General features: G+C 51.9%; 10 protein-coding genes. 2 read left to right on the forward strand and 8 right to left on the reverse strand.

The window, feature by feature from the left end; all coding sequences use genetic code 11:
- Positions 1–37 precede the first annotated feature (37 nt).
- Both ung and tesB read right to left on the reverse strand, forming a co-directional pair.
- On the reverse strand, positions 38–709 hold the full coding sequence (ung, locus tag R0134_RS11645; RefSeq protein WP_319782094.1) for a uracil-DNA glycosylase: 672 nt from the start codon (positions 707–709) through the stop codon (positions 38–40).
- 184 nt (positions 710–893) lie between these two features.
- Complete coding sequence (tesB, locus tag R0134_RS11650) at positions 894–1784, reverse strand: acyl-CoA thioesterase II (protein ID WP_319782096.1); 891 nt, start codon at positions 1782–1784, stop codon at positions 894–896.
- A gap of 333 nt (positions 1785–2117) precedes the next feature.
- Here tesB and R0134_RS11655 point away from each other — a divergent pair, with 333 nt between their 5' ends.
- Positions 2118–3161 carry an IS110 family transposase gene (locus tag R0134_RS11655; protein WP_319782097.1) on the forward strand — a complete coding sequence of 348 codons (1044 nt, stop codon included), beginning with the start codon at positions 2118–2120 and terminating at the stop codon, positions 3159–3161.
- Between the two features lie 786 nt (positions 3162–3947).
- Positions 3948–5096 (forward strand): GNAT family N-acetyltransferase, encoded by a 1149-nt coding sequence (locus R0134_RS11660; protein ID WP_319782098.1) that lies wholly within the window; start codon positions 3948–3950, stop codon positions 5094–5096.
- Between the two features lie 415 nt (positions 5097–5511).
- On the opposite strand, the gene R0134_RS11665 is transcribed toward R0134_RS11660, so the two are convergent.
- The 6 genes from R0134_RS11665 to R0134_RS11690 all read right to left on the reverse strand — a co-directional run bounded on the left by R0134_RS11665 (position 5512) and on the right by R0134_RS11690 (position 12276).
- Entirely contained in the window at positions 5512–6111 is a 600-nt protein-coding gene (locus R0134_RS11665; RefSeq protein ID WP_319782100.1) for a DUF938 domain-containing protein, read from the reverse strand.
- Positions 6112–6587: 476 nt separating this feature from the next.
- A complete protein-coding gene (gene thrC, locus R0134_RS11670; RefSeq protein ID WP_319782102.1) occupies positions 6588–7868 on the reverse strand; it encodes a threonine synthase in 1281 nt (426 codons plus the stop codon).
- Positions 7865–8821: a homoserine kinase gene (gene thrB / locus R0134_RS11675; protein WP_319782103.1), complete on the reverse strand. Its 957-nt coding sequence runs from the start codon at positions 8819–8821 to the stop codon at positions 7865–7867. The genes thrC and thrB overlap by 4 nt, the downstream gene beginning before the upstream one ends.
- A complete protein-coding gene (gene thrA, locus R0134_RS11680) occupies positions 8822–11281 on the reverse strand; it encodes a bifunctional aspartate kinase/homoserine dehydrogenase I (RefSeq protein WP_319782105.1) in 2460 nt (819 codons plus the stop codon).
- Between the two features lie 154 nt (positions 11282–11435).
- Complete coding sequence (locus tag R0134_RS11685; protein WP_319782107.1) at positions 11436–11585, reverse strand: hypothetical protein; 150 nt, start codon at positions 11583–11585, stop codon at positions 11436–11438.
- On the reverse strand, positions 11578–12276 hold the full coding sequence (locus tag R0134_RS11690) for a tRNA/rRNA methyltransferase (protein WP_319782108.1): 699 nt from the start codon (positions 12274–12276) through the stop codon (positions 11578–11580). The genes R0134_RS11685 and R0134_RS11690 overlap by 8 nt, the downstream gene beginning before the upstream one ends.
- Positions 12277–12783 lie beyond the last annotated feature (507 nt).

Genomic DNA, 12783 nt, shown 5'->3' on the forward strand with positions numbered 1-12783 from the left:
CTCAAAGCCGTTTGGTTTAATACTTAACATCTCACACTCAACGAAGCCGAAGATTCCAATCGATAGACTCTTTGCCTTGTTGCTTTAGTAGCTGGTTGGTTTTTGAGAAGTGTTGGCAGCCGAAAAAACCGCGATAGGCGGATAAGGGGCTGGGATGGACGGTGGTGAGGATATGGTGACGCTCAGTGTCTATGGCCGCACCCTTTTTTTGGGCGTGACTGCCCCACAGTAAAAACACCACACCTTCGCATTGCTCATTAACCGTTTGAATGACTTTATCAGTAAAGGTTTCCCAACCTAACTTGGCATGAGAATGCGCCTTGCCTGCTTCTACCGTGAGCACGGTATTGATCATCAAGACGCCTTGCTCGGCCCATGAGGTTAAGCAGCCATGCTCAGGCGTAACAAAGTCTTTTATATCTGTGGTCAGCTCTTTATACATATTACGCAAAGATGGCGGCACTTTAACGCCGGGCAGTACTGAGAAGCACAAGCCATGGGCTTGATTAGGGCCGTGATAGGGGTCTTGGCCGAGTATTACCACTTTAACTTGGTTAAGCGGTGTAAGCTCAAAGGCACTGAATACATTTTGAGCGGGCGGATAAATCACCTTACCCGCCGCCCGCTCTTGCTCCACAAAGGCTAGGGTTTGCTGCAGATAAGGCTGCTGTTGTTCTTGTTCGATTAATTGCTGCCAGGTTAACGCCATTGGGATCCTTAGAGAACTGAGATAAACATTTAAAAATTTCTTCGCCACGGAATACACGGAAACGCACGGAAAAATGAAGACCAACGCAAGAGATTTTTATGGGTAAGACCTTACAAAATAAAATTTATTATTATGTAATTGCTCTACGTCCGTGTTGGTCCGTGTATTCCGTGGCAAAAAAGGTTTAGTTTTGAACTTGGTTTAATTCAATACTGCCACCTCGGGGCCAAATGATCCCTTCTTGCATGGTGCTGGCGATGAGTATGCCGTCGCGGGTGTAACAGCGGCCTTGTACTAGGCCGCGGCCGCCGATGGCGCGGGGGCTTTCCATGACATACAAAATCCAATCGTCGAAGCGAAAGTCCTGATGAAACCACATAGAGTGATCGATAGTCGCCACTTGTAGATCACGTTCCCAATAGGAACGGCCATGGGGCATAAGTGCGGTAGGTAAAAAGTTAAAATCTGAGGCGTATGCTAGCAAATATTTGTGAATGCGCGGATCATTGGGCAGCTTGCCGTTGGCTTTAAGCCAAATATAACGCAGTGGCTCGGCCTTTTCGGGCAGCATAGGATCCACGTAATTCACTTGGCGCATTTCTATGGGCTTAGGCGACAGCCACTTTTCTCTGATCTTGGGCGGCAAGTATTGCGCCAGTGCTTTGATGTGCTCGCTTTCAGATGTGAGCCCTTCTGGCCCCGCTACTTCAGGCATCATTGTTTGATGTTCAAAGCCTGACACCGGCTCTTGAAAAGAGGCGGTCATGTAGAAGATGGGTTTGCCATATTGCAAGGCTTGCACGCGGCGCGTCGAGGTGGTTTTGCCATCACGAATGGTTTCTACGTCGTAAATAATGGGTTTATTCACATCACCCGGGCGCAAAAAATAAGAGTGAAAGGAATGGGCGGGTCGATCTGTGGCCAAGGTATATTTAGCCGCCGCTAACGCCTGCCCCATCACTTGGCCACCAAACACAGCGCCAAAGCCTAAGTCGGCACTTTGGCCACGATACAAGCCATCGTCTAACTGCTCTAGCGCCAGCAAGGCTAACAACTCGTCTAATGCTTGACTCATTAATTTTGCTACCTGTTTATGCAACGGGTCTTATAAGTTATCACAAGGCGATATTACCAGCCTAGTTTGCTTTGAGGGCCAAAGCCTTTCTTGCCACGGAAGAACGCGTAAAGTTAATACAGGGCGCTAGGATCTCGCACTACAGCCGTCATCCTGATGAACATCAGGATCTCTCCCTCCAGCCGTCATCCTGACGAAAGTCAGGATCTCGCTTTAAGTTTTAGAGCAAAGAGCGAGATGCCGGATCAGGTCCGATGTATGGACTCCTTCACCCTCAGAGGAGTACGGTAAGTTTACCACAACCCCGAGTCCTCAATCGGAAGGAGTCCATACATGAAACACGATACTGTCATTGCCCTCGATTTGGCAAAACATTCGTTCCAAGCGTGCACCCTTAAGAATAATAAAACGCAGCGTAACCGCGCTTATACCCGTGCTCAGCTTACTGCCATGCTCAGTAAGCATCCTGCTTGCGTCGTGGCGATGGAGGCGTGTGGCTCTGCACATTATTGGGCTCGCACTGTCGAAGCGATGGGCCATAAGCCGGTGATTATCGCCCCTAAAATCGTGGCTGCATTTCGGCTCGGACATAAAACCGATCATAACGATGCGGAAGCTATCGGTGCGGCACTATCACATCCAGGATTAAAAACCGTCACCCCCAAGTCAACGGAGCAACAAGGGCTGCAAAGCATAGAGCGTATCCGGGAGCACATGCAAGATCAGCGCACGGCGACCAGTAACCTAATCAGAGCCCTGATATTTGAGTTTGGTATCACCATTACTAAAGGTTTCGCGGGTTTGCGTGCGGCGATACCCCTTATTCTGGAAGACGCGGAGAACGAGATCCCGATGCCATTACGCGATGAGCTATCAGAGCTGTGGCAAGCTTACTTATCCTTGACTCAGCGCTTTCAAGCGTTAGAAGCGAGGCGTGATAAGTTAATCAAACAACATCCAAGTTGCGCAAAGTTGATGAAGTTAGAAGGCGTGGGCCCGGTCAATGCGTTGCATCTCTATCTGATGTTAGGTACTAACGGTGGCAACTTCGCCTCCGGTCGGGAAGCGGCGGCCTGCGTGGGTGTCACACCCAAACAGTTTAGTACGGGTGGCAAGGTCGTGATGGGAGGTATTGGTAAACGCCACGGCAAAAGGCAGCAGCGTTCGAACCTTATTCAGGGCGCGCGTTCCGTTTTGCAAAAATTACAGAAAAGAGAACCGGTTAATCAGAAAGAGGCCTGGCTGAAAGCCATGATGCAGCGACGTGGCTTTGGCATCGCTTCAGTGGGGCTGGCCAACAAAACAGTCCGTACCGCCTGGGCAATGTTGCGTCATGGCGAAGAGTATCATCAGCCCACATTATTAGTCAGCGCGTAGCTGAGTCAATCCGTCAACTGAACGAACAACCAAGTTAAATGATAACCAGAAACGAGCGAAGATACAGTTAAGAGGTGAGACCAACCTTCAGAAAGCCTGTTCATGCCAGTGTGCAAACCATGCCGTAAGTCCGCAGAGGCCTGAAGGTGCGAATACATCAAGGGACAGGGGTAGCTCCCCAATGAGAGTCCGAATATACGCCAGCTCCTTACCCATGCTGCTTATTTTATGTTCAAAGACGGTTGTCATACAGAAGGAGTCCATATACGGCATGACGGCTGGGTGAGGGATTTGTATTTCTGCCGTCTTCCTGATGCACATCAGGATCTCGTTTTAGGTTCTAGGGCAAAGAGCGAGATACCGGGGTGAACCCGGTATGACAGCACAGGGCAAAGAGCGAGATGCCGGGGCGAACCCGGTATGACGGCAAAAAGAGCACATCCGAACCTAGCCCTTAAGCCGTCATCCTGATGAACATCAGGATCTCGCTTTAGGTTCTAGGGCAAAAAGCGAGATACCGGGGCGAACCCGGTATGACAGCAAGTAGAACACGTCAGGATCTCGCTGTTGGTCTTTAGAAACAAGGGCCGTGGTTTATGCGTCGTCGGCTAAACGCGTTTAATTCGAATAAAATTTAACCGCGAAAGGTCAATCACCTCTCATAAGCCTTCAGTCATGCTTCGATCTTAGGTAAGCTCGATTTTCCCGTGTTCTTTCGTGCTTCTCGCAGTAAAGAGTTGTGGCAAAAATTTTAGGTCTCCCATCTTACTGATAAAGCAGGTCGCTATGCCTTCCCCCGAATTGGTTTTTATCCCCGCTATTACTCACATTGATGCCAAGCACTGGGATGCGCTGTTTACCGACGGCTACCCTTTTACTCGCCACGGCTTTCTGCGGGCGCTGGAGGAAGGCGGTAGCCTAGGTAAAGACACCGGCTGGCTGGTGCAGCATGCCTGCCTGTATCAGGACGGACGGCTGATTGCCGCCATGCCCTGCTACATCAAGACCCACTCCTATGGTGAATACCTGTTCGACTGGGCCTTTGCCGAGGCCTACCAGCGCCACCAGCTGGACTACTATCCCAAGCTGGTCTGCGCCATCCCCTTTACTCCTGCCACCGGGCCCAGACTGGGGCTGGCACCCGGTTATCAGCCAGTACAGGTTATGCCTTGGTTTGAACAGGGCCTGCTTGCCCTGAGCGAGCGCATCGGTGCCAGCGGCTACCAGTGCCTGTTCTGCGAGCCCGATCTGGAAGAGCCGTTACAACGCCAAAATTGGCAACGGCGGGTCAATGTGCAGTTTCACTGGCTGAACCGGGGCTATAGCCATATGGACGATTTTCTTGCTCGCTTTAGCTCCCGCAAGCGCAAGAACCTGCTGAAAGAGCGGGCCCGAGTGCAGAATAGCGGCATCCGTTTTACCACCCTGAGCGGCGATGCGCTCACCCCGGAAATCTGGCAACAGTTCTACCGATTTTATCGGCGCACCTACCAGAAACGGGCCGGTCATAACGGTTATCTCACTCAGAAAACTCTGCTGTTATGGGGCGAATACGGCCGGGATCACTGCGTGCTGTTTGCCGCCTGGCAAGATCAGACCATGGTGGCTGGCGCCCTGTGCTTTCGCTCACACAACACCCTCTATGGTCGTTACTGGGGCTGCGAACAGGAGCTGGAATTTCTGCACTTTGAGGCTTGCTATTACCAGGGCATTGAATACTGTATCGAGCATGGGCTAACCCGCTTCGATGCCGGAGCTCAGGGCGAGCACAAACTGCAACGCGGCTTTGAGCCTCGCCTCTGCTACGGCTATTTCAAGCTATTCGAGCGGGGCTTCAATGACGCCATAGCCGACTACTGCCGACGGGAAGAAGAGCAGATGCACCATTATCAGGCACAATGCCGGCAACAGTTGCCGTTTAAGAGCGGGGAGTGAGGGAATGGGGATTAGGGATTGGGGAGATTCCAGCCTTGTTTTAAGCCCTCATCCTGACGAACGTCAGGATCTCGCCCTTATGCCGTCTTCCTGATGAACATCAGGATCTCTCTTTAGGCTCTAAGGCAAAGAGCGATGTTTGTTTAAGCCGTCATCCTGACGCACGTCAGGATCTCGCTTTAGGTTCTAGGGCAAAGAGCGAGATACCGGGGTGAACCCGGTATGACGGCAAGGAGAACACGTCAGGATCTCGTACTCCTGCCGTCATACTGATGCACATCAGGATCTCGCACTTCAGCCGTCATCCTGACGCACGTCAGGACCTCGCTTTAGGTTTTAGAGCAAAGAGCGAGATACCGGGGTGAACCCGGTATGACGGCAAGGAGAGCACATCAGTTATCGGGCTGCCTGCGCCCTATTTCTCGTAATTAAATACCAGCAGCCGGTTGTTGGCGGGCATGGCATGATCTGCCTGCAGGGTTAACCCATGTCGCCCGGCCAGCGCAGTCACATCCGCAATATCCCGTATCCCCATATGGGGAGTCTGGCTCTGCAGCATGGCGTCAAAGGCCTGATTACTCGGGCTGGTAAAGCAACCTTCGTAATTGAAGGGGCCATAGATACAGACCGCCGCCCCCGGCGCCAGCACTCTTTCCAACCCAGCGAACATGGCCTTAACTTCGGTCCAGGCCATAATATGCAGGGTATTGGCGGTAAATACCCCCTGATGCTGCCCCGCCGGCCACCGCGGCTGGGTTACATCCAGCACCAGCGGCGGTAGCAGATTGGGCAGAGCCGCCTCGGCAAACCAGAGCGACATGCCGGGAATATTCTCGGCCCGGTCGCTCGGCTGCCACTGCAGATGGGGCAGACCCTCGGCAAAAAACACCCCGTGCTGGCCAGTGCCACTGCCTATCTCCAGCACGGCACCCGGCCGGTCAAACACCCGCGCCAGCACCGCCAAAATCGGCCGTTTGTTGTTTTCACTGGCCTGGGAAAAAGGCTTGTTGGTCATCAATATATTTCCTTCATCAAATGCCGGTGAACCATGATCTTATGATACTGGGGCCGGTGTTTGCATTTACGCCGTCATCCTGATGAAAATCAGGATCTCTCTTTAGGCTCTAGGGCAAAGAGCGAGATACCGGGGCGAACCCGGTATGACGGCAAAGGGCCGGTATTTGCATTTACGCCGTCATCCTGATGCACATCAGGATCGCGCTTTAAGTTCTAGGGCAAAGAGCGAGATACCGGGGCGAACCCGGCATGACGGCAAAAAGAGCGCATCCGAACCTCGCCCTTATGCCGTCTTCCTGACGCACGTCAGGATCTCGCTTTAGGTTCTAGAACAAAGAGCGAGATACTGGGGCGAACCCGGTACCGGCATGACGGATAGTAAAAAAACACCGAGCTTTGGGCTCGGTGTTTTGGTTTTAGCTGGGCGCTACGCCCGTCATACCGGGCTTGACCCGGTATTGGTGCTGGGCGCTATTACTTCCCCATCATCTCGGCTTTCAGTGCTGCGAAGTCGGCGGGGATCACGCCGTTGAGGGGCTCCATGGCCATGTGCTTGGCCAATGGGCCCGGCAGAGGTAAATCTTGACCTAAGATTTCATCGACGTTTTCTTTGAACTTGGCTGGATGAGCGGTACATAAGAAAATGCCCACTTCGTCTTTGCCACGCTCTTTGTTGAGCAAGTCCCAACCGATGGCACCGTGGGGCTCACACAAGTAGCCTTTGGCGAATAAGCGCTGCAAGGCGTCTTTGGTTTGTGCATCGTCTAACGCGCCGGAGGCGATATCGGCCAAGTCCCAGCCTTTTACGCGGCACAACTCTTCGACTCGTGGCCAGTTATTAGGGCGGCTCACGTCCATGGCGTTAGAAATAGTTGCCACTGTGGTTTTTGGATCCCAGCTGCCACTAGCTAAGTAACGGGGCACGGTATCGTTGGCGTTTGTGGCGGCCATAAAGCGCTTCACCGGTAAGCCCAGCGCCTTGGCAATGAGGCCGGCGGTTAAGTTACCGAAGTTGCCAGAGGGTACAGCAATCACGGCTTTGTGGCGTTGCTCTGCTGGCAATTGTGCTACAGCTTCAAAGTAGTAGCACACTTGTGCTACTAAGCGGCTGATGTTGATGGAGTTAGCTGAGTTTAGGCCCACGGCCGTTTTCAGCTCTTCATCATCAAAAGCTTGCTTCACTAATGCTTGGCAATCGTCGAAGTCACCTTTCACGGCTAAGGTGCGAATGTTATCGCCCAGCGTGGTGAACAGCTTTTCTTGCAGCGGGCTAATTTTGCCTTCTGGGTACAAGATAACCACGTCGATATTGGGCAGGCCGTAGAAGGCGTGGGCCACGGCGGCACCGGTGTCACCGGAGGTCGCAGTAAGGATGGTGATCTTTTTGCCGTCTGTGCTTAAAGTTGCCAAGCACTGGGCCATAAAGCGGCCACCAAAGTCTTTAAAGGCTAAGGTGGGGCCGTGGAACAGTTCAAGCGCGTAGGTGTACTCGTCGATTTTTACCAAAGGCGCGGGAAAGGTAAAAGCGCGCTCCACCATGGCAGCCAGCGTGGATTCTGGAATTTCATCACCAATCAGATGCTTCAATACCGCCACCGAGCGCGGCACTAATGGCAGCTCGAGCAGTGCATCAATGTTCGCGATGGGGGTTAAGTTTTCTGGGAAAAATAAACCCTGACCACGACCTAGGCCTTGCTTAACGGCACCGGCAAAGTCGATGGTTTCCGAATTGTCCTTAATGTTGTACAGCTTCATAGTTCAGTTCCTGTTACTCGAGCACCTTGGGTATCGATTTTGCAAATATGGCAAAACCCATCCTGATTTTGAATAAAGTTGTCGGTCAGCCAGTTTTTCAGCTTCTCGGCTTGGCCTAACTCTTTAAGCACGCAAAATACCGTGGGGCCACTGCCGGAAATACCGGTGGCCAGTGCGCCCATGGCGGCGGCTTGGTCGCGCACCGCATCAAAGCCTGGGATCAACTGCGCACGGTAAGGTTCGGCAATCACGTCTTTCAACATGGCGGCGGCAAGCCCCTCTTGTTGGGTGTGGCAGGCATGCACGAAACCACCCAAACGACGGCCATAAGTTAAGCAGTCTTGACGGCGATATTGAGCAGGCAAAATGCTGCGCGCCGCAGACGTAGAAACATTAATACCGGGATAACAGAGCACCCAGTACCAATCATCAAAGCTCGGCAGCGTTTGGCTCACTATGCCCGCTTCGTCTACCACTAATTGCAGGCCACCAAAATGACAAGGGGCCACGTTATCGTAATGTAAAGAGCCGGAGATCTGCCCTTCTAGCTCGCCCATTAGCAGCATTAACTCATGCTCACTAAGAGGAGTATCGTAAAAGGCATTCAGCGCCACAAAGGCCGCGACTATGCTGGTGGCACTGGAGCCTAAACCAGAGCCGACGGGCATGCTTTTTTCCAGCGTCATCTTCAGCTTTTTGCTGGCCACGCCTTTGTCGGCAATCGCTTCTTCAAAGGCCACATAGCAGTCGTAAACGATGTTTTGGGTAAAATCATCAGGCAGCTTATGGGCATAAGCGCCCACGGTGTTGAGAGTAAACTCGCCATCCGTGTCACCTACCCAAACGCGGTCACCCAACATAGTGCCGTCTACAGGGGCCATGGCGGCCCCTAATACGTCAAAACCGACGCTGACGTTGGCGGTAGAGGCAGGGGCAAAGGCAACTACACTCATTTAAATCTCCTGCTTCCAGTTATGGGTACGTAATAAATCGGCAAATACGCCAGCGGCGGTGACATCGGCACCGGCACCATAGCCACGCAGTACCAGCGGGATAGGCTGGTAATATTGGGTGTAGAATGCCAGCGCGTTTTCACCGTCTTTTACTTTGAACAGCGGATCATCGCCGTCTACGGCCTTAATGGCAACCTTGCAGTGACCATTTTCAATTTCGCCCACATAACGCAACACTTTGCCTTCGGCGGCTGACTCAGAGACCAACTTTTCGAAATAGGCGTTAGCTTCTGGCAGACGCGCCATAAAGGTTTCAATATCGCCGCTGTCGTCAAACTCGGGCGGCAAGCTGGCTTCCACTTCAATGTCGGTTAAGTCCAACTGCATGCCGGCTTCACGGGCCAAGATCAACAGCTTGCGCGCTACATCCATGCCGCTTAAGTCATCACGGGGATCCGGCTCGGTAAAGCCATTTTCGCGGGCGATGCGAGTGGCATCGGCAAAGCTCATGCCTTCATCTAACTTACCGAAGATGTAAGACATGGAGCCGGACAAAATACCGCCAAAGGCGTTAAGTTCATCACCGGCGCGCAGTAAGTTCTGCAGATTTTCAATCACCGGCAAACCCGCGCCTACGGTAGTTTCATACAAGAATTTACGGTGGGTACGCTGGGCGGCACGGCGCAGCTGGCGATAGTAATCCAGACTGGCGGTGTTGGCTTTTTTATTGGGGGTGACCACATGGAAACCCGCCGTTAAGAAGTCGGCATATTGCTCGGCCACACCATCGCTTGAAGTACAGTCCACTAATACGGGGTTGATTAAGTGGCTGTCGTCGACCATGCGCTGTAAGCGCGGCAAATTAAAGGTGTCGGTAGCTTGGCTGAGCTGTTCTTTCCAGTTAGACAAGCTGATACCGTCACGATTAAGCGTCATTTGGCGTGAGTTGGCGATGCCCACCACGCGAATACCGATGTCTTGTTTTTCTAATACTGGCTGCTGGCGACGAATTTGCTCAAGCAAGGCCGCACCCACGCCACCACAACCCACTAAGAACACATCAATAAAGCGACGGCTAGAGAAGAAGTTTTGGTGACAAGCTTTAATGGCCTCAGTGGTTTTTGCTTTGTGGATCACCGCCGAAATGGAGCGCTCGCTGGAGCCTTGAGCAATGGCGACGATATTGATAGAGGCTTCGGCCAGCGCATTAAAGAAGCGTGCGGAAACGCCTTTCACCATGCGCATACGATCACCGACCAAAGAGATAATGGCCAAATCTTCGATGATATCTAACGGCTCAAGCAACTTGTTTTTAAATTCCAGTGCGAACTCGTTAGCAATGGCGATTTGGGCTTTGCGCTGATCAAAGTTATGAATACAAAAGCTCACGCTGTATTCCGACGAGTTTTGGGTGATCAGCACAATACTGACGCCGGCACGAGACACGCAAGAGAACAAGCGCCCCGCCATGCCGACCATGCCTTTCATGCCCGGACCCGAGATATTGATCATGGTCATGCCGACCAAGTCAGAAATGCCTTTTACTTGTTGGTCGTCATCACTGCACTCAGGGCCGATTAACGAGCCTTCGCCTTGAGGATTACCGGTGTTTTTGATCAAGCACGGAATATGGAACTGAGCGATGGGCGCGATGGTTTTTGGGTGTAATACCTTGGCACCAAAGTAAGACAGCTCCATGGCTTCTTTATAAGACAGTTGCTTGAGTAACTTAGCATCTGGTACCAAGCGTGGGTCGCAGTTGTACACGCCGTCTACGTCGGTCCAAATTTCGCAGCACTCGGCATTCACACAAGCGGCCAGTACGGCGGCGGAATAATCTGAGCCATTACGACCCAAAATTACCGTCTCGCCTTTGTCGTTGCCGGCGGTAAAGCCTGGCATCAGGTAGATGCAATCATCACGTAAGTCTGCGTCTGCAAAGCGCTGGCGCGAAACTTCAATATTGACGGTGGCCTCTAAATAGCTGCCCTCGCCCAGTAACATGGTTTGTGGCGCTATCACTTCTACTTGCTCGCCGCGGGCGGTCAATAACTCGGCCATGGTGGCAATGGATAAGGCTTCGCCACGGCTTAAAATATGCGCTTGGGTATTATCAGGGCACTGCTGTAGTAAACCGACCCCTTTTAACAAGCGGGCCAGCTGACCTAATTCGCGTTCAACGCGTCCCTTAACACCGCTATCGTCAAATGCAGGATACTTAGTTTTTAGTCCGTCGATAATGCCATGAAAAATCTGTTCGATTTCTTGCAATACCGGAGCTGGATCCAGGCCACGAATGGTCTGCTCTACTACCGCCACCAAATGGTTGGTGACCTTGGCGGGGGCAGACAGCACCAGCGCCACCTGAGATTGCTGCTGATTATTGACCACGATATCGGCGACATTGTTAAATCGCTCGCTGTTGGCCAAAGAGGTGCCGCCAAACTTCAAGACTCGCATTCATAACTCCCTGTGCAAAACGAAAAAGTGCAAAACGAAAAAGCGTTAAACGAAAACTGCTAAACGAAAAGAGCAAAAATAAAAAACTAAACAAAAAAGCCCGCGTCAGGTAAGGACGCGGGCTTTAAGATTCTAATCATGTGTCGTTAGCGCATCAGCCCGCTCCAGTGCCACGTATGGTGGTGCTGGTAATAGTGCCGATAATAATAATGCTGGTGATGCGGTGTGCACTGAGCAACATAACGAACAACCTTGAATAGCGAATGGCATAGCAATAACCTGAGCGCGCATGCTTGTCAACCATCCCTACGCTCAGACAGCGCTCTATCAAGATCTTTATAGAGCAGATGCAACAGGTTTAAGTCCCGCTGTTCTAGCATAGGTAAACGGTCAAATACCCACTCAGCCAGTTTTTCCTGCGGCTCGACACCGATATCATCAAACAATTGTGCTGTTTTTTGTTGTAACAGCCTTAACTGCCTATTTTCTGTATGAGCGGCGGAATTTTCTGCTACTGGCTGCTGCACACCCTGACTAAACTCGTAGGCATAAAGCATAATGGCTTGGCCTAAATTCAGTGAGGGATAACTCACTTTCAGGGGCAAGTAGCTGATAATATCGGCAAGCGCCAAATCTTCGTTACTTAAGCCGGACTCTTCACAGCCAAATAACAGCGCTACTTTTTGTACTTGCTTGTTATTCACCTGCGCAATGGCTTGTTGGGGCGTGAGGTAATAACGATAACGGCCACGCTCACGCGCCGTGGTGGCGATCACTAAGTCCATATCAGCCAGTGCGGGGGCCAGCTCGGCAAAGTATTCGGCTTGGTCTAAAATCTCTTGGGCACCGTGGGCCACCCAGTGGGCTTTGTCTTCTTCATGTACGCGGCTGTTCACTAAGCGCATTTGGCTAAAGCCCATGGTCTTCATGGCCCGGGCCGCAGCACCGACGTTTTCTGCCCGCGCCGGCGATTTAAGTACAAAATACAGCTGCATGACCACCCCACCCTCACCTAATTTTCACCCAACAAAACGGCGCACATTCTGCCATAAAAGGCGCTGCAGCGATAGCGTGCGAAGGCCCGAAAAGAGCGTGATGTGTGAGGGATAAAGAGTGAAGGGGACAATATAACCCCAAGGGCGGAACATAGCGTCCAGCTCTAAAAGAGGACGAATGAATTCGACCCTACCTTAAAGCGGACGGCTTACTGTCGCCCGAAGGGCTTCCATTTTTCTGTGTTTTTCATAAATAGGCGTGCTCTCGTTGCCAAAAGACGTGGTAAAAGGGTTTCCTGATTACGTATGAATCTCAACCATAACGCACCCTGTTTCGGTTTGTTCTTTGTAGCTGCCCCGTCTCTTTAATAAAGAGGACTTCGGCAGGCCAGCTCTGCTGGCTGTTACTGAGGTTTAGATTTAAACCAAAACACCAAACCGGGCCGAAGTCCTCTTCGCCGAAGAGACGGGCCCCTACAAGGTCAAAATACCAAACTGAGCCTCATA

Origin of the sequence: Oceanisphaera sp. IT1-181, from assembly GCF_033807535.1 — a bacterium.
GTDB lineage: Bacteria > Pseudomonadota > Gammaproteobacteria > Enterobacterales > Aeromonadaceae > Oceanimonas.